Below are 18,569 nucleotides of genomic sequence, written 5' to 3'. Positions count from 1 at the left end.
GACTGTCCTGCCATTTCGTTGGGGTTACAGAGAAATTCCGGCGGGTCATCTTGCGCGCACCCGTCGAGTGACCGCAAGCACACCCCCCTTCCGTTGCCGGACCGTGACTTCAGACCGTCAACCACACGGGTGAGCGGCATCCGCCCCGGAGGGGGTGCGCCGCGCTTGGCCCGGCGGTTACCGACGGGTAACTTGACCGGTGCCGCGCCTTCCCGGGCGCCGGTCCCGATCTGCTGCGGAGGTCCTGTGACAACGGAAGAGCGGCGGCCACGTTCGCCGCGTGAGGTCGTCTTCGTCGACGGCGTGCGCACCCCCTTCGGCAAGGCCGGCCCGAAGGGCATCTACGCCGAGACGCGTGCCGACGACCTCGTCGTCCGCGTCATCCGCGAGCTGCTGCGCCGCAACCCGGCACTGCCGGCCGACCGCGTCGACGAGGTGGCCATCGCCGCCACCACGCAGATCGGCGACCAGGGCCTGACCCTGGGCCGCACCGCCGCGCTGCTGGCCGGGCTGCCGAAGTCGGTGCCCGGCTACTCCATCGACCGCATGTGCGCCGGCGCGATGACCGCCGTCACCACGACCGCGAGCGGCATCGCCTTCGGCGCCTACGACGTCGCCATCGCCGGCGGCGTCGAGCACATGGGCCGCCACCCCATGGGCGAGGGCGTGGACCCGAACCCGCGGATCGTCAGCGAGAAGCTGGTCGACCCCTCGGCGCTGGTCATGGGCTCCACCGCGGAGAACCTGCACGACCGCTTCCCGCACCTGACCAAGGAGCGCGCCGACGCGTTCGCCCTGGCCAGCCAGCAGAAGTTCGCCAAGGCGCTGGCCAACGGCAAGATCGGCCCCGAGCTGGTCCCCGTCGCCACCCGCTCGGCCGAGCAGGGCTGGGGCATGGCGACGGTCGACGAGCCGCCGCGGCCGCAGACCACGCTCGAGGGCCTGTCCACCCTGAAGACGCCGTTCCGCCCGCACGGGCACGTGACCGCCGGCAACGCCGCCGGTCTCAACGACGGCGCCACCGGCTGCCTGCTGGCCGCCGAGGACGTCGCGCTCGAGCTCGGTCTCGACATCGGCATGCGCCTGGTCGGCTACGGCTTCGTCGGCGTCGAGCCCGAGGTCATGGGCGTCGGCCCGGTCCCCTCGACCGAGCGCGCCCTGGCCCGCACCGGCCTCACCATCGACGACATCGGCCTGTTCGAGCTGAACGAGGCCTTCGCCGTCCAGGTCCTCGCCTTCCTCGACCACTTCGGCATCGCCGACGACGACGAGCGGGTCAACCCGTGGGGCGGCGCCATCGCCGTCGGCCACCCGCTGGCCTCCTCCGGAGTCCGCCTGATGACCCAGCTGTCCCGCCAGTTCGCCGAGCGCCCCGACGTGCGCTACGGCCTGACCGCCATGTGCGTGGGCCTGGGCATGGGCGCCACCGTGATCTGGGAGAACCCGAACTGGGAGGGGTTCCAGAAGTGACCACCGCAGTGTTCGAGAACGAGGTCGTCACCCGGGCGCTGGTGCGCTTCGTGCCCTACCCCGGCCTGTCCGGTGAGATCGCCCTGATCACGCTGGACAACGGGCACGACCACACCCGCCCGTCCACGTTCGGCCCCGGCGGCCTGGCGTCCCTGGACGCCGCGCTCGACGAGATCGCGGCCCGCACCCCCGCGCCGGCGGCCATCGCGGTCACCGGCAAGCCGTTCATCTTCGCCGTCGGCGCCGACCTCTCCGGCGTCCCGTCGGTGACCGACGCCGCGGCGGCGCGGGAGATCGCCGAGACCGGCCACCGGGTGTTCCGGCGGCTCAAGGACTCCACCATCCCGACCTTCGCGTTCGTCAACGGCGTCGCGCTGGGCGGCGGCCTGGAGCTGGCGCTGCACTGCCACTACCGGACCATCAGCGGTGGCGCGGCGGTCGGCTTCCCCGAGGCCTTCCTGGGCCTGGTGCCGGGCTGGGGCGGCACGCAGCTGCTGCCCAACCTGATCGGCATCGACCCCGCCGTCACGGTCATCGTCGAGAACGCCCTGGCGCAGAACAAGATGACCCCTGGCCCGAAGGCCGCGAAGCTGGGCATCGCCGACGCGCTGTTCGAGCCGGCCGACTTCCTCGAGCGCTCGCTCGAGTGGGCCGTGGGCGTGCTCGACGGCTCGGTGCAGGTCTCCCGCCCGGAGATCGACCGGTCCGCCTGGGACGGCGCGATCGAGCGGGCGAGGGCGATCGTCGCCGGCCGCACCCGCAACGCCTCCCCCGGCGCCGTCCGGTCGGTCGAGCTGCTCGACCTGGCCCGGGCCGGCGTCGACGGCGAGGCGTTCACCGCCGGGACCGCCGCCGAGGACGACGCGCTCACCGAGCTGCTGATGAGCGACCCGCTGCGCGCCTCGCTCTACTCGTTCGACCTGGTGAACAAGCGGGCCAAGCGCCCCGCCGGCGCGCCGGACAGGTCGCTGGCCCGCAAGGTCGGCAAGGTCGGCGTCGTGGGTGCCGGCCTCATGGCCTCGCAGCTGGCGATGCTGTTCGTGCGCCAGCTGAAGGTGCCGGTGGTCCTCACCGACATCGACCAGGCGCGCGTCGACAAGGGCGTGGCCTACGTGCACGGCGAGCTGGACAAGCTGGCCCAGCGCGGGCGCCTCTCCCAGGACAAGCTGAACCAGCTCAAGGGCCTGGTCACCGGCTCGCTGTCCAAGGACGTCTTCGCCGACGCCGACCTCGTCATCGAGGCCGTGTTCGAGGAGATGTCGGTCAAGCAGCAGGTGTTCGCCGAGGTCGAGGCGATCGTCTCACCCGAGTGCGTCCTGGCGACCAACACCTCGGCGCTGTCGGTGACCGAGATGGCCGCCAAGCTCGAGCACCCCGAGCGCGTGGTCGGCCTGCACTTCTTCAACCCGGTCGCCGTCCTCCCGCTGCTGGAGGTCGTGCGCGCCGAGCAGACCGACGACGCCGCGCTGGCCACCGCCTTCGCCGTCGGGAAGTCGCTGAAGAAGTCCTGCGTGCTGGTCGCGGACGCCCCGGCGTTCGTGGTCAACCGGCTGCTCACCCGCTTCCTGGGCGAGGTCACCTCGGCCGTGGAGCAGGGGACGCCGGTCGAGGTCGCCGAGCGCGCCCTCGACCCGCTGGGCCTGCCGATGACGCCGTTCGAGCTGCTCTCGCTGGTCGGCCCCGCGGTCGCGCTGCACGTGGCCGAGCGCATGCACGAGGCGTTCCCCGACCGGTTCTCGGTCGGCGAGGGGCTCAAGCGGATCGTCGAGCTGGGCAAGACGAGCGTGTTCTCCGAGCCCGGCGTCCTCGACCCCGAGCTGGCCGAGGCGTTCACCGGCGACGACCCGCTGACCGAGGAGCAGGTCCGGGCCCGCGCGCTCGAGGCCCTGGCGCAGGAGATCCGGCTGATGCTGGACGAGGGCGTCGTGCAGGCGGTCCAGGACATCGACCTCTGCATGATCCTCGGCGCCGGGTGGCCGTTCTGGCTGGGCGGCATCTCCGCCTACCTGGACCGGACCGGCGTCTCGGAGCAGGTCACCGGCTCGCGGTTCCTGCCGAAGGGCGTGGCCAGCCTCCCCGCCTGACCGGTGCCGCACGACGAACGGCCCCGCACCTCACGACGAGGTGCGGGGCCGTTCGTCGTCCTCGCGGTGTGGCGTCGAGGCGCGCGGTCGACCGCGGGGTCGGCTACGACACCGCGAGGACCGCGCTGCGGTGGCCGCTACCGCGGCTGGGCGCGGTAGCGACGACGACGCGGCGGTACCGGCGCGCGCCGATCCCTCAGCGGAACTTGCGGGTGAGGCTGTCCATCGAGCGGTCCACCGACGCGACCTTGATGTGCGAGAGGCCCGACGTCGCCCCGGCGGCGAGCATCGCCTCGTGCGCGGCGCGCAGCGTGGCCCACACCTGGTCGGGCTCGCCCTCGATCGTCGTCCCCAGCGCGCCGACCTCGTAGCGCAGCCCCGACGCCTGGATGACCGCGACCGCGGCCTCCACGAAGGCATGCGGGTCGTCGGCGGTCCCGGCCGGCGACGGCGCCACCTGGATCTCCGCGATCACGGCTGCTCCGCGCGCTCCACCACGTGGTTGTCCGTGCGCTCGCCGAGCTTCGCCGACCACTCGGCGATCCGGCGGGCGACGTCCTGCTCGGTCAGCCCGGCGTCGGCCAGCACCTGGCCGCGCGACCCGTGCTCGAAGAACGCCTGCGGCAGACCGAGCGCCCGCACCGGGACGTCGATCTCGCGGTCCTGCAGCGCCTGGGTGAGCGTGGTGCCCACTCCCCCGGCCCGGCCGCCGTCCTCGACGGTGACCACGAGCCGGTACCCGGCGGCCATCTCGACCAGCTCGTCGGCGACCGGCAGCACCCAGCGCGGGTCGACGACCGTGACCTCGATGCCGTGGTCGGCGACCCGCTCGGCCGCGGCCTGGCACATCGGCACCATCGAGCCGACGGCCACGAGCAGCACGTCGTTGCGCTCGCCGCGGCGCATGACGTCGACCGGGCCGCGCCGCTCCAGCGCCGGGAGGTCCGGCGGCAGCGAGCCCTTCGGGAAGCGCACGACCGACGGGCCGTCGGAGATCGCGACCGCCTCCCGCAGCGCCTCGCGCAGCGTCGCCTCGTCGCGGGGCGCCGCCAGCGCCAGCCCGGGCACCACGGACAGGATCGACATGTCCCACATGCCGTTGTGCGAGGCGCCGTCGTCGCCGGTCACCCCGGCGCGGTCGAGCACGACCGTCACCGGCTGGCCGTGCAGCGCGACGTCCATGAGCAGCTGGTCGAAGGCCCGGTTGAGGAACGTCGAGTAGACGGCGACGACGGGGTGCATCCCCGCCATGGCCAGGCCGGCGGCCGAGGTGAGCGCGTGCTGCTCGGCGATGCCGACGTCGAAGGTGCGCTCGGGGAACCGCTCGGCGAAGGCGGCCAGGCCGGTCGGGTGCAGCATCGCGGCGGTGATGGCGACGACGTCGGCGCGCTCGGCGCCGAGCTTCACCAGCTCGTCGGAGAAGGCGTCGGTCCAGGCCAGCCCGGTCTTGCGCACCGAGGCGCCGCTGTCGGGGTCGAAGACGCCGGTGGCGTGCCAGGCGTCGATCTGGTCGGTCTCGGCCGGCGGGTACCCGAAGCCCTTGGTGGTGACGGCGTGCACGATGACCGGCCCGCCGAACGAGCGAGCCCGGCGCAGCGCCGACTCCATGACCTCGATGTCGTGCCCGTCGACCGGGCCGACGTACTTCATGCCGAGGTCCTCGAACATGCCCTGCGGCGACAGGACGTCCTTGAGGCCCTTCTTGATCGCGTGCAGGGCGTCGTACAGCGCGGAGCCGACCACCGGCGCCTTGTGCAGGGCCTGGCGGACCTGGAGCAGCGCGTTCTCGTAGCCGGGCCGCAGCCGCAGGGTGGCCAGCGCGTCGGCGACGCCGCCGATCGTCGGCGAGTAGGAGCGGCCGTTGTCGTTGACCACGATGACCACGGGCCGGTCCTGGGCGGCGGCGATGTTGTTCAGCGCCTCCCAGGCCATGCCGCCGGTGAGGGCGCCGTCGCCGACGACGGCGACGACGGGGCGCGTGTCGCCGCGGATCGCGAAGGCCTTGGCCAGCCCGTCGGCGTAGGACAGCGAGGTCGAGGCGTGGCTGTTCTCCACCCAGTCGTGCTCGCTCTCGGCCCGGCTCGGGTAGCCGGAGAGCCCGCCGCGCTGGCGCAGCCGCTGGAACTCCTCGACGCGGCCGGTGAGCATCTTGTGCACGTAGGACTGGTGGCCGGTGTCGAAGACGATCGGCTCGCGCGGCGACTCGAAGACGCGGTGCAGCGCGATGGTCAGCTCGACGCAGCCGAGGTTGGGACCCAGGTGCCCGCCGGTGCGGGCCACGCTGGTGACCAGCGCGTCACGGATCTCCGCGGCCAGCGCGGGGAGCTGGTCGGCGGGGAGGGCGCGGAGGTCCTCCGGGCCGGAGATCGAGCGCAGGAGCGACACGGTGCGGTGTCTTCCTCTCCGTCGGCGGCAGGTGCGCGGCGATGCGTGCGGCCGCCGGTCAACTGTACGTGCGGACGATGATCTCTTCCGGTTCGAGGACAGGCCCGGATGCAGCTCACACCGCACACCTACAGCCGGGGCACCCAGCGTTCCCCGCGCAGGGCAGCGGCGACCACGTCCACCCCGCGGCCGGCGGCGGCCAGCCGGGCGCCCTCGCGCTCGTAGGCGCGGACGGCGGCCTCCATGGCGTCGGGCGGCAGGTGGTCGGCGAGCTCCACCCGGACGGTGCGCCACCCCTCGCGGGCCGCCTCCAGCCCCGCACCCACGTGGTCGCGGGCGAAGCGGGCCAGGAGCACGGGGTACCGGCGCAGCACCTCGTGCGCCCGGTAGTCCGGCGGCACCAGGTCGAACAGCCAGGCGATCGCGGTGCGCTCCCAGTCGGGGGCGCCCGGGGGCCGGACCTCCTCCGGCCACCCCGGCGGCAGCGTTCCGTCCACCGGCCCAGTGTGCACCACCGGTCGAACACCTGTTCGACCGGTGGTGCACGCGGATCAGCCCTTCTGGCGCTTCAGCCAGAACTGCTCGAAGCCCCACGTGCCGGCGCCGCTGGAGTGGTAGCTGACCAGCTCCCACCCCTCGGCGCCGAGCTTGTTGAGCACCGAGCTGGTGTCACCCTGCTGGCGTTCCGACTGTCCGCCGGGGAGCTTGACGCTCACGCCGGCCCGCTGCGACTCCGCATCGTTGGCGGTGATGACCGAGGCGTATTCCCATGTGGGCACCCCCTGACCGTAGCGAGGCGCCTCCCGCGGCGATCGCCCGGGCGCGCCTCCGACGAGCTCAGAGGGCGATGCCGTCCTCGATCTCGAGCCCCAGGACGAGCGTGGCGCCGGCGGCGACGAGCCACCACCCGATGGCCAGGACCTTGCGCGCGGCCGCCACGTGCGGGTGGGCGGCGCCGATCGTGCTCTGCATCGCTTCCTCCCTCGTTCCCCGCGGACGCTACGCAGGGTGCGAACCGAGATCCTGGCGGATGTGACGGGTGCGACGGCAGGGGTTCGGCGACGCCGAACCTCCACCTGACCGCGTGCTGGCCGCGGTGTCGCACGGGCCCGACGATGTCCCGGTGACCCCGCGCGTGCCGACCGACCTGCTCGAGATCGTCGACGCCCTGCTCCCGGGCGCGCCCCTCCGCGCCGCGCGGCTCGCCCCCACCGGGAACGTCCACGACGTGGTGCTGGTCCCCGGTCTCGCCGCGGTCCGCATCGCCCGGCGGCCGAGCGGGGCGCGCCTCATGCCGGCTCGCATGGCGGCGTTGCGGGCCGTCGCGTCGGCTGGGCTCCCGTTCGCCGTGCCCGAACCGATCACGCCGGTGACGACCTTCGGGGAGCGGACCGCCGTCGCCGTCTCATGGCTCGACGGCGCCGCGCTGCCGGAGGGGCACGGCGACCCCGTGCGGATCCGCGACCTCCTCGCGGCCCTCCGCGAGGCACCCCTCTCGCCCGAGCTCCGCGCCGCACTGGAAGGTCAGCACGACGGCCCGGCGCAGCGGCACTGGGCCGAGATCCTGGCCGAGGACGTGCTCCCCCGCCTCCCGCCGCGGTGGCAGGACGACGGCCGCAGGCGGCTGGACGAGGCGATGGCGCTGGATCCGGTGCCCGACGCGCTCGTGCACGCAGACCTCGGCGCGGGGAACGTGCACTGGGACGCGACCGGAGGGCTGGTCGGCGTCCTCGATTGGGACCTGGCGCTGCCGGGGGACCCCGCCGTCGACGCCGCGTGCATGGCCTGGCACGGCTGGGACAACGTCCGGCGCGCGGTCGATGCCGAGACCTACGAGCGCGCCCGGGTCTGGGACCGGCTCTTCGGCGTGGAGCACCTCGTCGCGGTGCTGCCGGGCCGGCCACTGGCCGGCCCGGACAGCTACGTGGAGCACGTCGTGGCGTGGCTGGAGCGCGACGCCGCCGGCCGACCCGCGGCCGGCAGGCTCAGCGAGCCGTGCTGACCAGCAGGGCCACGCACTCCACGTGCTGGGTCATGGGGAAGGCGTCGAACCCGCGCACGCCGGCCAGCCGGTACCCGCCCTCGGCGAAGGCGGCGACGTCGCGGCCCAGCGACGCCGGGTCGCACGCCACGTAGACGACCGCCCGCGCGCCGGTGCCGGCCAGCAGCCGGCTCACGTCGCGCCCCGCCCCGGCCCGCGGCGGGTCCAGGACGACGACGTCCGGCCCCGACCCGAGCTCCGCGAGCAGCTCTCCCAGCCCCTCCGCGTCGACCTCGCCCTGCCAGACCTCGGCCTGCGGGAGGTCCGCCAGGTTCGCGTCGGCGGCCGCGCAGGCACCCGGATCGGCCTCGACGCAGACGACCCGGCCCTCCGCGCCGACGGCGGGCGCCAGCGCACCCCCGAACAGCCCGGCCCCGGCGTAGAGGTCGAGCACCGTCTCCCCCGGCCGCACCTGCGCGAACTCGCCGACGGCGGCGACGAGCGCGTCGGCCGCCGCCGGGTGCACCTGCCAGAACCCGGTGCCCTCGACCTCCCAGTCGCGCCCGCCCGCCCGCCGCTCGGCCCGGCCGGCCGGCTCCTCGGGCACGTCCGCACCCGGGCGGAGCACCCGGGTGGCGGTGGGCCGACCCCGGCGGTCCAGCCGCGTCGTCGTCACCACGCCCGCGGAGTCGACGGCGACGTCGACCGCGCCGGCTCCGGACCAGTCGCGGCCGAGCACCGCCCGCGCGGCCGGCTCCACGGTGATCGGGCAGTCGGGCAGGACGACGACGTCGTGCGACCGGTGCCGGCGCAGCCCGGGCGCTCCGTCGCGGTCGACGGCGAACCGGGCCCGCGAGCGCCAGCGCAGCGCGCCGCCGGGCAGCTCCTCGACGACCAGCCCCGCCACCACCGGGTCCGCGGCGTCCAGCCGGCCGAGTCGGACCAGCTGCTCGCGGACGACGTCGGCCTTCAGCCGGTGCTGCTCGGCGACGTCCACGTGCTGCCAGTCGCAGCCGCCGCACTTCCCTGGACCGCTGAACGGGCACGGTCGCTCGACCCGCGCGGGCGAGGCCTCGAGCACCTCGACGGCGTCGGCGCGGCAGAAACCGGGGTGCCGGTCCTCGGTCACGCGGACGACCACCCGCTCCCCCGGCAGGCTGTGCCGCACGAAGACGACCCGCCCCTCGTGCCGGGCCACGCAGTGCCCGCCGTGCGCGACCGGGCCCACGGTCACCTCGAACTCGCGCCCGTCCCAGCCGAGGCCACGCGGCTCCCGCCGGGGTCGTCGCTCAGCCATACGGGGTCGCGTCGTCGGTGAGCCCGCGGCGCAGGTCGCCCGGCGCCGGTCCGCCGCCGTGCCCGTCGCCATCCAGGCCGATCGAGCTCTCCAGCTGCCACGGCACGGTGGTGATCATGACGCCGGGCTGGAACTGCAGCCGGGTCCGCAGCCGCAGCGCGCTCTGGTTGTGCAGGACGTTCTCCCACCAGTGGCCGACCACGTACTGCGGCACGAACACCACGACCAGCTCGCGCGGGCTGTCCCGCCGGATGCCCTTGACGAAGTCGACCACCGGCCGGGTGATCTCGCGGTAGGGCGACTCGATGACGGTCAGGGGCACCGGGATGTCGAACCGCTCCCAGTCGGCCTGCAGCTGCCGGGTGTCGGCGTCGTCCACGTTGACCGTCAGCGCGGTCAGCGCATCGGGCCGGGTGGCCCGCGCGAAGGCGAGCGCCCGGAGCGTGGGCTTGTGCACCTTCGACACCAGGACGACGGCGTGCACCTTGCTGGGCAGCATCCGGGAGTCGCTGTCGGGCACCAGCTGGTCGGCCACGTGGTCGTAGTGCCGGTGGATCGCCCGCATGAGCCCGAACAGGATCGGCATGGCGACGATGACCAGCCAGGCGCCGTGGGTGAACTTGGTGATCACGATGATCACCAGGACCACGGTGGTCAGCGTGCCGCCGAGCGCGTTGATCACCTGCGAGCGGCGCATCCGGCCCCGCTCGGCGGGGTCAGAGGTCAGCGCCATCTCCCGCTTCCAGTGCCGGACCATGCCCCACTGGCCGATCGTGAAGGAGGTGAAGACGCCGATGATGTACAGCTGGATCAGCCGGGTGACGTCGGCGTCGAAGGCGATGATCAGCAGCGCCGCGAAGCCGGCGAGCAGCAGGATGCCGTTGCTGAACACGAGCTTGTCGCCGCGCGTGTGCAGCTGCCGGGGCATGTACCGGTCCTGGGCCAGCACCGAGCCGAGCAGCGGGAAGCCGTTGAACGCGGTGTTCGCGGCCAGGATGAGCACCAGCGCCGTCGCGGCCTGGATGTAGTAGAAGCCCGCCGAGCCGTCGCCACCGAACACGGCGGCGGCGATCTGGGCGATGACGGTCCGCTGCGGCTCGGTGTCGCAGTTGGCGAAGCCCTCGAGGTCGCACGGGTGCTCGACGTACTTGACGTCGGCGAGCAGGGCCAGCGCCGTCACGCCGGCGAACATGCTGGCCGCGATCCCGCCCATCAGCGCCAGGGTGGTGGCCGCGTTCCTGCTCTTCGGCGGCTTGAAGGCCGGCACGCCGTTGGCGATGGCCTCGACGCCGGTCAGCGCGGTGCACCCGGAGGCGAAGGCGCGCAGCGCGAAGAACAGCAGCGCCAGCCCGCCCAGCTGCGTGTACTCGGGCTCGGGGGTGACCGTGTACTGAGAGGTCTCCGCGACCAGCCCGCCGTCGGTCACGAACCACCGGACCAGCCCGGTGACGATCATGATCCCGATGCCGGTGATGAACAGGTACGTCGGGACGGCGAACGTCTTGCCCGACTCCCGCAGGCCGCGCAGGTTGGCCGCCGCCAGCAGCGCGACCAGCGAGACGGCGATGAGCACGCGGTGCTCGTCGAGCGACGGGAACGCCGAGATGATGTTGTCGGTGCCGGCCGACACGGACACGGCGACCGTCATGACGTAGTCGACGAGCAGCGCGCTGGCCACGACCAGCCCGGCGAACTGCCCGTGGTTCTTCATCGCGACCTCGTAGTCGCCGCCGCCCGACGGGTAGGCGCGCACCACCTGGCGGTAGCTGAGCACCACGGTGATCAGCAGCGCGACGACGCCGACGGCCAGCCACGGCGCCAGGTACAGGTAGGCCGTCCCGGCCAGCGTCAGGACGATCAGGATCTCCTGCGTCGCGTAGGCGACGGAGGAGAGCGGGTCGCTGGCGAAGATCGGCAGGGCGTACCGCTTGGGGAGCAGCGACTCGCCCAGGCGGTCGCTGCGCACGGCACGTCCCAGGACGAGCCGTTTCGGGAGGTGTCCGAGGTCGGACAGGCTTGGCACGGCGGCGATGGTACGGACGCGCGGTGACCTGGGACCGCCGCCGGGCTGTCGTCCTCCTCACGAGGGTGAGCCCGCCGGTCGCCGCGCTGCCGGCCCGCCGTCCGGGTGTAGCTTCGCGCCCGGTGATGTCCGGGCGGGGTGCCCGGGCACGGTCGAGGAGGAGCACCACGTGCACGTGGTCGTCATGGGCTGCGGACGGGTCGGCTCGGCCATCGCCCGCCGCCTCGAGGAGGTCGGCCACAGCGTCGCCGTGATCGACCAGGACCCGGCGGCGTTCCGCCGGCTCGGTCCGGAGTTCTCGGGCCGGCAGGTGACCGGCCTCGGCTTCGACCGGCAGACCCTCCTGGACGCCGGCATCGACTCCGCCGGCGCCTTCGCCGCGGTCAGCAGCGGCGACAACTCGAACATCATCAGCGCCCGCGTGGCCCGCGAGACCTTCGGCGTCCAGCACGTCGTCGCCCGCATCTACGACTCGAAGCGGGCCGAGGTCTTCGAGCGCATGGGCATCCCGAGCGTGGCCACCGTGCCGTGGACGGTGAACCGGCTGCTGCGCGAACTGCTCTCGGTCAAGGTCAGCGAGCTGTGGCGCGAGCCCACCGGCAAGGTCCTGCTGATGCGGGTGACCGTCACCGAGGCGTGGGTGGGGCGCAAGCTCACCGACCTGGAGGCCGCCTCCGGCGCCCGGGCCGCCTGGCTGGTGCGCTTCGGCGAGGCCCAGCTGCCGACGCCGACGACGATCCTGCAGGACGGCGACCAGCTGGTCGTGGCCGTCACCGACGAGATCACCGCGCGCGTGCACGAGGTCGTCGAGACCGCGCCCGAGGGAGGGCAGCACTGATGCGCGTCGCCATCGTCGGGGCCGGCGCGGTGGGCCGGTCCATCGCCGGCGAGCTGCTGGCCAACGGGCACTCCGTGATGCTCATCGAGAAGGACGGGCGCAAGGTGCGGGCCAGGTCCGTGCCCGGCGCCGAGTGGGTGCAGGCCGACGCCTGCGAGGTGTCCTCCCTGGAGGAGGCGCAGCTGGCCACCTGCGACGTCGTCGTCGCCGCGACCGGCGACGACAAGGCCAACCTGGTCGTGTCGCTGCTGGCCAAGACCGAGTTCGCGGTCGGCCGCGTCGTCGCCCGCGTGAAGGACCCGCGCAACGAGTGGCTCTACACCGAGGCCTGGGGGGTCGACGTCGCCGTCTCCACCCCGCGCGTGCTGGCCGCCCTCGTCGAGGAGGCGGTCACCGTCGGCGACGTCGTGCGGCTGATGAGCTTCCGCAAGGGCGCGGCGAACCTGGTGGAGATCACGCTCGGCGAGGACACCGTGTGGGTGGGCCGGGCGCTGCGCGAGGTGCCGCTCCCCCGCGAGACGGTGCTGACCGCCATCCTCCGCGGCGAGCGGGTCATCACCCCCACGCCGGACGAGCCCCTCGAGGCCGGCGACGAGCTGCTGTTCGTCACCCACGCCGAGGTCGAGGAGCAGCTCAAGGGCGTCCTCGCGCCGAACACCGCCGACGCCTGAGCCTCAGGCGGCGGGGCCCTCCCCCGGTGGCTGCTCGTCGGCGACCGGCGCCCGGTGGCGGTGCAGCCGGGACACCACCCACAGCGTCACCACGACCTCGACCGCGGTGAGCGGGACGCCCAGCAGCAGCGAGACGACCCCGAGGTCGGTGGCATCGGAGTTCTCGCTGCCCAGCCACAGCCAGCCCTGGACGGCGGCGCGCAGCAGGAACACCGCGGCCCAGAGCACCGTCAGCCAGCTGTAGGCCCGCAGCAGCCGCGGGTCGTCCCGCCAGTGCAGCTCCGGGTCGGGGTCCGGCTCCCGCCGGCCGGTCTCGGGATCGCGCTCCCCCGGCGCCAGGACGGCGCGGGCCCGGTCGACCCTGCCGCGCAGACCCGGCAGGCCCGAGCCGGGTGCGGCCATGGCCCCCAGGTGGCTGGGCGACAGGAACTCGGCGATCACACCGACCAGCGGGCGGCGGATCGCGATGGAGCCGAGGAGCACGACCGTCAGGGCCGCGTTGCGGATGATGCCGGGGACGTAGAAGTCGCGCGCCTGCCCGGTGAAGGCGGCCAGCGCCACCGCGACGCCGACGGCGAACAGCCCGCTGAACGCCTGCTGCAGGCTCTCGCGCCGCACCAGGCGCAGCGCGAACACGAGCAGCGCCGTGCCGAGCGCGGCGACGATGCCGGGCCGCAGCCCGCCGAGGGAGTTGGCGACGATGAACGCCAGCGTGGGCAGGGTGGCGTCGACCATGCCGCGCCAGCCGCCGAGCTGGTCGAGCACGAGGTGCCGGTCGAACACCAGGGGCGCGGGCCCGTCGTCCGGTGGTACCGGTCCGGTCGTGCCCGTCGTGCCGCCCGTCGCGCTCACCCGCGTCTCTCCCACCGTCGCACCGCCGGCCTGCCCGCCGGAGCCGTTCCTACCCGTGCCGTGCGCCCGGGCCACCTCCGCCTCACCCTGGGGTGCCGGGCGGTGGACCTAGCAGGAGCCGAGCTCGTACCAGGGGTTGTAGATGACCCGCCGGCCGTCGAAGGCGCCGAACCGGCCGCGGGCGGTCACGGTGCGGCCCGGCTCGATGCCGGGGATGCGCCGCCGGCCCAGCCAGACCAGCGTCACCGAACCGGAGCCGTCGAACAGCTCGGCCTCGAGCGTGGGGACCGTCTCGCGCGGGGTGTAGACGACCGACTTGAGCCGGCCGGTCACCGTCACGACCTTCCCCTTCTGGCAGGAGCTCAGCGGCTCGCAGCCGGCGCTGGCGGCTCCGGCGCGCAGCTCCTGGGCGTCGATGGCCTGGTCGTCCGCGGCGAGCCGCTGCAGCGTCCGCGCCAGCCAGCCCGTCGGTCGGGTCTCGGTCACGAGCCCAGGGTAGAACCGCCGGGCGCCCCGGCGCCGCTGCCGCTCCCCCCGGCGGAGGGGGTGCCGGGCGCCCCCTGGCCGGCGGCGCCCTGCTGCTGCTGCGCCAGCCGCGCGGCGGCCTCCGCCGGCAGCGTCAGCGGCAGGGCCTCGCGCACCGGCATCGGCGCGGTCCCCCGGACGACGACGACGGCGCGGAAGGCGTCCTCCAGCTGCCCGGCCGCTCCCGGGTCGGCCGCGGCCGGTCCGGTCAGCGTGCCGCGGAGGAACCAGCGCGGCCCGTCCACGCCCAGGAACCGGGCCGGCCGCTTGACCGGCTGCGCGGGCGGCTGGCCCGGCTGGGTCGCGGGGACGGCGACGACGGTGCCGGCGAGCTCGGTGCCGAACGGGCCCTCGACCTCGCGGAGGGAGGCGCCCTGCCCGGAGGCGGTGCGCGCGATGTCGGCGCGCACGTCGTCCCAGATCCCGGTGTTGCGGGGAGCGGCGAACACACCCACCTGCAGCGTCGACTCACCCGCGCGCAGCGTCGCGCCGACGACCCGCTGCTGCTTGTCGACGTCGACCCGCAGCTCGGTGCCCGGCAGCGCCGGGAGCCGCAGCGCACCCAGGTCGAGGCGCTGCACGCCGTCGTCGGGGGCGTCCGCCTCGTCCCAGGGGCCGCTGGTCTCGGCCACCTCGCGCTCGCGCTGCTGCGGCTCCGGGGGCACGCCCCGCTCGCGCAGGCTGCGGTCGATCCGGTTGCGTCGTCGTCCGAACGGCATCTGTCAGCCCTGTCCTTCGTCCAGCGTGGTGCCCAGCTCTGCGTGGCCGCCCGTCGACCCGTGCCCTCCGGCGCCGCGCTCGCTCCCCGGCAGCTCGTCGACGGGCACGAACCGCGCGCGCACGACCGGCTGGACGACGAGCTGGGCCACCCGGTCGCCCCGGCGCAGCGTGATCGGCGTCGTCGGGTCGAGGTTCACCAGGTTCACCTTGATCTCGCCCCGGTATCCCGCGTCGATGGTGCCCGGCGCGTTCACCAGGCTCAGCCCCAGGCGGTGCGCCAGCCCCGAGCGCGGGTGCACGAAGCCGGCGTAGCCCTCGGGGATCGCGACGGCGACCCCGGTGCCCACGAGCGCGCGCTCGAACGGCGCCAGCTGCACGTCCTCGGCCAGGGCCAGGTCGGCGCCGGCGTCGCCGGGCAGCGCGTAGCCGGGCAGCGTGCCCTCGGGGGACAGCAGGGCGACCGGGACGTCCAGCTCGGACGCGGGGAGGTCGGGCACGTCGGCGACCCTATAAGGACCCCGGTCGGTCACGAGCCGGGGAACAGGTCGCGGCGCATCCGCTCGGCGAGCGTCTCGGTGGCCCGGCGGTTGCCGCGCCCGGCCAGGGCGGCGCCGACCAGGAACGGCGCGGCGGCCGGGACGCCCCGGGCCAGCCGGCGCCCGATCCGGCGCCGCAGCATCGTCAGCGCGGCCCCGGTCAGCAGGCCGTTCGCTCCCGCGGTGCGGTCGACCGAGCGCTGCGCGGACCAGCTGGCCAGGTAGGACTCGCCGGACGACGGCCGGCCGGCCAGCTCGTGCAGCTCCCCCACCAGGACGACCTCCACCGCGGCCACCAGCACCGTCTCGGCGCCCAGCTCCAGCGGCAGGGTGAGCAGCGACGGGGGCAGGAACCAGTGCGCCGCGGACAGCCCGCCGGTGGCCGCCCCGACGGCGCCGGTCAGCTTCGCGGCACGGGCCACCAGCGCGTCGGCGATCTCGGCATCGGTCGCGCCGGGGTGCGCCCGCCGCAACCGCTCGCCGTCGCGGATCGGCAGCCGGGGCGCGACCGCGGCGAGCAGGTCCCCGAGCGCCGTCCCCGGGGACCGGGTACCCGGAGGCGGCGTGCCCGGCGCGTCCTGCCCGCGGCCGCCGCCGAACGCGGAGCCGACGGCGGTGGCGACGGCGCCGACCACGTCGCGCAGCCCGGAGGCGGCCGAGCGGGCCCGGCCGTCGGCCGGGGGCTCGTCGGCGGGGCCGGTCACCAGGCCGGCGACGGCGTCGGCGACCGCGCGGGCGGCCCGCGCCAGGCCGCTCTCCTCGACGGGCGCCGCGGCCGGCGTCACCGGCCGCGGAGGAGGCACGTCGCGCACCTCACCGGTGCGGGGCTGCTGCTCGGTCAGCTCGTTCCTCCTCCGCCGGACCCCCGCAGGGGTCCTCCGTCAGGCGCAGTCGCGGCAGTACAGCTGGTCGCCCTTGGTGGCGGCCAGGCGGCTGCGGTGCTGCACGAGGAAGCAGCGGGAGCAGGTGAACTCGTCCTCCTGCTTCGGCAGCACGCGCACCGTGAGCTCCTCGTTCGAGAGGTCGGCGCCGGGGAGCTCGAGGTTCTCGTTGAAGTCGGTCTCGTCGACGTCGACGGAGGCGGACTGGGCCTCGGCCCGCCGGGCCTTGAGCTCCTCGAGGGAGTCCTCGCCCAGCTCGTCGGCCTCGTTGCGGCGCGGGGCGTCGTAGTCGGTGGCCATGGGGTGTGCCCCTCCTGCGGTTCTCGCGGGAATCGAACCCGCTCGTCCGACGCGGCGCCCGGGTGCGCGCCGTCGTCCTGACCGGCCGCCGGTGGGCGGCTGGTCGATCGTGTGGGCGGGGCAGTCCGTGCTGGAGCTCCCCCAGTCCGCAACCGGTCGCAGGCCCGCCGCCCCGGGAGGCGTCGGAAAGGACCGGCAGCCGCCCAACGCCACGGGGGCCCGGTTTGTGCCCGCCGGTTCACGGGCGACACATCGGGCGCCCGGAAACGGCCGGGCGGGCTGCGGAGCGCCAGAGGTTACCCTGCCGCCGTGTCGACTCCCGTGGGTGCTGATCCGACCGTCGTGGGGCCCTACCTGGCCGGTGCCCTGGGTGACCAGCGCTGGCGCGAGGTGACCGTCGAGCTCATCGCTGCGGGCATGTCGAACCTCACCTACGTGGTGACGCCGGCGGGTGGGTCGCCGGACGACGCGGTGATCCTGCGGCGCCCCCCGACGGGCGCGGTGCTGGCCACCGCGCACGACATGGTCCGCGAGCACCGGGTGATCTCCGCGCTGGGCCCGACCACGGTGCCGGTCCCCCGCACGCTGCACCTGTGCACCGACGAGTCGGTCCTCGGCGCGCCGTTCTACGTGATGGAGCGGGTCGTGGGCATCCACGCCGTCCACGAGTTCCCGCCCGGGTACGCCGACGAGCCGGCGCAGCGGCGGGCGATCGGCGAGGGCCTGGTCGACGTGCTCGCCGACCTGCACGCCGTCGACGTCGAGGCGGTCGGCCTCGCCGACTTCGGCCGCCCGGAGGGCTTCGCCGCGCGCCAGGTGCGCCGGTGGACCAAGCAGTGGGACGCCACCCGCGACCGGGACCGGCCGGACCTGGACGCGCTGGCGGCACGGCTGGCCGAGACGGTGCCGACGACGCAGCGGTCCGGCATCGTGCACGGCGACTACCGGCTGGACAACTGCCTGCTCGACCCGGCGGCGCCGGGCCGCATCCGCGCGGTGCTGGACTGGGAGATGTCGACCCTCGGCGACCCGCTCACCGACATCGGGATGCTGTTCGTCTACTGGCCCGAAGCCGGTGAGCAGCGCCCGTCCACGCTGAGCCCGCTGACCACGCTGCCCGGCTTCCCCACCCGGCGCGAGGCGGCCGAGCGCTACGCGCGCCGCGCGGGGACCGACCTCTCCGACCTCAACTGGTACGTCGGCTTCGCCTTCTTCAAGTTCGCCGCGATCATCGCCGGGATCGTCGCCCGGTCCGCCGCCGGCGCCATGGCGGGCAAGGACACCAGCGGGTACGCCGAGCGCATCGGCCCCTGCGTGGAGCTGGGACGCGCCGCGCTCGAGGACGGTGCGATCTAGAACGACCGAGCGGCCCTAAGCTCGCCGTCGACCGCCCCACCGCGGGCCGACCGGACGCCGGTCCGCCCCGGGCGAGTGCCGAGGAGAGTGATCCGTGACGCTGCGCACCGAGCGTCCCCCGGTGCGTGCCCGCAGCGGGCGCCGCCCGCTGCCGCCGCTGATCTTCCTACTCGTGCTCGCCGTCGCCGCGCTCGGCGTGTGGTGGAACGTCTTCCGCCAGGACGCCGAGCAGCGCGAGCAGCAGGAGCGGGCCTGCGCCAGCGCCGAGGCCGCCCCTCCGGCGCTGGACCCGGCCACCGTCTCGGTGCGGGTGTTCAACGCCTCGGAGACCGGCGGGCTGGCGCAGCAGGTGGCCGACGAGCTCGGCAACCGCGGGTTCACCGTCGCGGAGGTCGCCAACGACTCCAGCGGCCGCGAGGTGACCGGCGTCGGCGAGGTCCGGCACGGCCCGGCCGGCGACGAGGTGGCCCGCTTCCTGGCCGTGTACATGCCCGGCGCCGAGAGCTGGGAGGACACCCGGGCCACCCAGCAGGTGGACCTCGTCCTGGGCCCGGAGTTCACCTTCCCCGACAGCCTGGCCACCCCCGAGGCCGTCGAGGCCGCGCTCGCCCCGGCGACGGACGCCGACGCCGACTGCTGATCGCCCGCGC

The 18,569-nt window shown here is 74.7% G+C and carries 20 protein-coding genes; 7 read left to right on the top strand and 13 right to left on the bottom strand.

What is annotated here, in order from left to right; all coding sequences use genetic code 11:
- Positions 1–246 precede the first annotated feature (246 nt).
- Together DQ241_RS05915 and DQ241_RS05910 are read left to right on the top strand one after the other, a co-directional pair.
- Positions 247–1,470, top strand: coding sequence for a thiolase family protein (locus DQ241_RS05915; protein WP_113829235.1), 1,224 nt, complete (start codon positions 247–249; stop codon positions 1,468–1,470).
- A complete protein-coding gene (locus DQ241_RS05910) occupies positions 1,467–3,554 on the top strand; it encodes a 3-hydroxyacyl-CoA dehydrogenase NAD-binding domain-containing protein (protein WP_113829234.1) in 2,088 nt (695 codons plus the stop codon). The genes DQ241_RS05915 and DQ241_RS05910 overlap by 4 nt, the downstream gene beginning before the upstream one ends.
- A gap of 196 nt (positions 3,555–3,750) precedes the next feature.
- On the opposite strand, the gene DQ241_RS05905 is transcribed toward DQ241_RS05910, so the two are convergent.
- The 5 genes from DQ241_RS05905 to DQ241_RS21270 form a co-directional block, all read right to left on the bottom strand.
- Entirely contained in the window at positions 3,751–4,029 is a 279-nt protein-coding gene (locus DQ241_RS05905; protein WP_113829233.1) for a thiamine-binding protein, read from the bottom strand.
- The gene (gene dxs / locus DQ241_RS05900) at positions 4,026–5,939 is read right to left on the bottom strand and encodes a 1-deoxy-D-xylulose-5-phosphate synthase (RefSeq protein WP_113829232.1); all 1,914 of its coding nucleotides are present in this window, start codon (positions 5,937–5,939) and stop codon (positions 4,026–4,028) included. Before dxs ends, DQ241_RS05905 begins: the two co-directional genes overlap by 4 nt.
- A 128-nt stretch (positions 5,940–6,067) precedes the next feature.
- A complete protein-coding gene (locus DQ241_RS05895) occupies positions 6,068–6,436 on the bottom strand; it encodes a hypothetical protein (protein ID WP_113829231.1) in 369 nt (122 codons plus the stop codon).
- 54 nt (positions 6,437–6,490) lie between these two features.
- Positions 6,491–6,718, bottom strand: coding sequence for a DUF4177 domain-containing protein (locus DQ241_RS05890; protein WP_113829230.1), 228 nt, complete (start codon positions 6,716–6,718; stop codon positions 6,491–6,493).
- A 58-nt stretch (positions 6,719–6,776) separates the two neighbouring features.
- Entirely contained in the window at positions 6,777–6,911 is a 135-nt protein-coding gene (locus DQ241_RS21270) for a hypothetical protein (RefSeq protein WP_255410962.1), read from the bottom strand.
- 151 nt (positions 6,912–7,062) lie between these two features.
- Here DQ241_RS21270 and DQ241_RS05885 point away from each other — a divergent pair, with 151 nt between their 5' ends.
- Positions 7,063–7,941, top strand: coding sequence for an aminoglycoside phosphotransferase family protein (locus tag DQ241_RS05885; RefSeq protein WP_113829453.1), 879 nt, complete (start codon positions 7,063–7,065; stop codon positions 7,939–7,941).
- Here DQ241_RS05885 and DQ241_RS05880 read toward each other — a convergent pair.
- Both DQ241_RS05880 and DQ241_RS05875 read right to left on the bottom strand, forming a co-directional pair.
- Positions 7,925–9,217, bottom strand: coding sequence for a class I SAM-dependent RNA methyltransferase (locus DQ241_RS05880; RefSeq protein ID WP_113829452.1), 1,293 nt, complete (start codon positions 9,215–9,217; stop codon positions 7,925–7,927). The two genes, DQ241_RS05885 and DQ241_RS05880, sit on opposite strands and share 17 nt — an antisense overlap.
- Positions 9,210–11,183 carry an APC family permease gene (locus DQ241_RS05875; protein ID WP_233492233.1) on the bottom strand — a complete coding sequence of 658 codons (1,974 nt, stop codon included), beginning with the start codon at positions 11,181–11,183 and terminating at the stop codon, positions 9,210–9,212. The genes DQ241_RS05880 and DQ241_RS05875 overlap by 8 nt, the downstream gene beginning before the upstream one ends.
- Before the next feature lie 226 nt (positions 11,184–11,409).
- Between DQ241_RS05875 and DQ241_RS05870 the strand changes: the two genes are divergently transcribed.
- Positions 11,410–12,078, top strand: a complete 669-nt coding sequence (locus DQ241_RS05870; RefSeq protein WP_113829228.1) for a TrkA family potassium uptake protein — start codon at positions 11,410–11,412, stop codon at positions 12,076–12,078.
- Complete coding sequence (locus DQ241_RS05865; RefSeq protein WP_113829227.1) at positions 12,078–12,749, top strand: TrkA family potassium uptake protein; 672 nt, start codon at positions 12,078–12,080, stop codon at positions 12,747–12,749. Before DQ241_RS05870 ends, DQ241_RS05865 begins: the two co-directional genes overlap by 1 nt.
- A 3-nt stretch (positions 12,750–12,752) precedes the next feature.
- On the opposite strand, the gene DQ241_RS05860 is transcribed toward DQ241_RS05865, so the two are convergent.
- The 6 genes from DQ241_RS05860 to DQ241_RS05835 form a co-directional block, all read right to left on the bottom strand.
- Positions 12,753–13,601 carry a DUF3159 domain-containing protein gene (locus DQ241_RS05860; RefSeq protein WP_233492232.1) on the bottom strand — a complete coding sequence of 283 codons (849 nt, stop codon included), beginning with the start codon at positions 13,599–13,601 and terminating at the stop codon, positions 12,753–12,755.
- A 108-nt stretch (positions 13,602–13,709) separates the two neighbouring features.
- Complete coding sequence (locus tag DQ241_RS05855) at positions 13,710–14,087, bottom strand: OB-fold nucleic acid binding domain-containing protein (protein WP_113829226.1); 378 nt, start codon at positions 14,085–14,087, stop codon at positions 13,710–13,712.
- Positions 14,084–14,845 (bottom strand): DUF3710 domain-containing protein, encoded by a 762-nt coding sequence (locus DQ241_RS05850; RefSeq protein ID WP_113829225.1) that lies wholly within the window; start codon positions 14,843–14,845, stop codon positions 14,084–14,086. Before DQ241_RS05850 ends, DQ241_RS05855 begins: the two co-directional genes overlap by 4 nt.
- A 3-nt stretch (positions 14,846–14,848) precedes the next feature.
- Positions 14,849–15,343, bottom strand: coding sequence for a dUTP diphosphatase (gene dut / locus DQ241_RS05845; protein WP_199584119.1), 495 nt, complete (start codon positions 15,341–15,343; stop codon positions 14,849–14,851).
- A 29-nt stretch (positions 15,344–15,372) separates the two neighbouring features.
- A complete protein-coding gene (locus DQ241_RS05840) occupies positions 15,373–16,185 on the bottom strand; it encodes a hypothetical protein (protein ID WP_233492231.1) in 813 nt (270 codons plus the stop codon).
- A 78-nt stretch (positions 16,186–16,263) separates the two neighbouring features.
- Positions 16,264–16,563, bottom strand: coding sequence for a DUF4193 domain-containing protein (locus tag DQ241_RS05835; protein ID WP_113829223.1), 300 nt, complete (start codon positions 16,561–16,563; stop codon positions 16,264–16,266).
- 309 nt (positions 16,564–16,872) lie between these two features.
- Here DQ241_RS05835 and DQ241_RS05830 point away from each other — a divergent pair, with 309 nt between their 5' ends.
- Together DQ241_RS05830 and DQ241_RS05825 are read left to right on the top strand one after the other, a co-directional pair.
- Positions 16,873–17,919 (top strand): phosphotransferase family protein, encoded by a 1,047-nt coding sequence (locus tag DQ241_RS05830; protein WP_113829222.1) that lies wholly within the window; start codon positions 16,873–16,875, stop codon positions 17,917–17,919.
- Positions 17,920–18,013: 94 nt separating this feature from the next.
- Positions 18,014–18,559 (top strand): LytR C-terminal domain-containing protein, encoded by a 546-nt coding sequence (locus DQ241_RS05825; RefSeq protein WP_113829221.1) that lies wholly within the window; start codon positions 18,014–18,016, stop codon positions 18,557–18,559.
- The last annotated feature ends 10 nt before the right edge of the window (positions 18,560–18,569 follow it).

Source organism: Blastococcus sp. TF02A-30 (assembly GCF_003319185.1).
Taxonomy (GTDB): Bacteria; Actinomycetota; Actinomycetes; order Mycobacteriales; family Geodermatophilaceae; genus Blastococcus.
The sequence above is the reverse complement of the archived record's forward strand: the minus strand, read 5'-3'. Positions and strand labels throughout refer to the sequence as shown.

Bases quoted from the DNA above. Each gene is read 5' to 3' on its own strand.
- DQ241_RS05865 (WP_113829227.1), top strand. From the start codon at position 12,078: ATGCGCGTCGCCATCGTCGGGGCCGGCGCGGTGGGCCGGTCCATCGCC.
- DQ241_RS05880 (WP_113829452.1), bottom strand. From the start codon at position 9,217: ATGGCTGAGCGACGACCCCGGCGGGAGCCGCGTGGCCTCGGCTGGGAC.
- DQ241_RS05850 (WP_113829225.1), bottom strand. From the start codon at position 14,845: ATGCCGTTCGGACGACGACGCAACCGGATCGACCGCAGCCTGCGCGAG.
- DQ241_RS05835 (WP_113829223.1), bottom strand. From the start codon at position 16,563: ATGGCCACCGACTACGACGCCCCGCGCCGCAACGAGGCCGACGAGCTG.
- DQ241_RS21270 (WP_255410962.1), bottom strand. From the start codon at position 6,911: ATGCAGAGCACGATCGGCGCCGCCCACCCGCACGTGGCGGCCGCGCGC.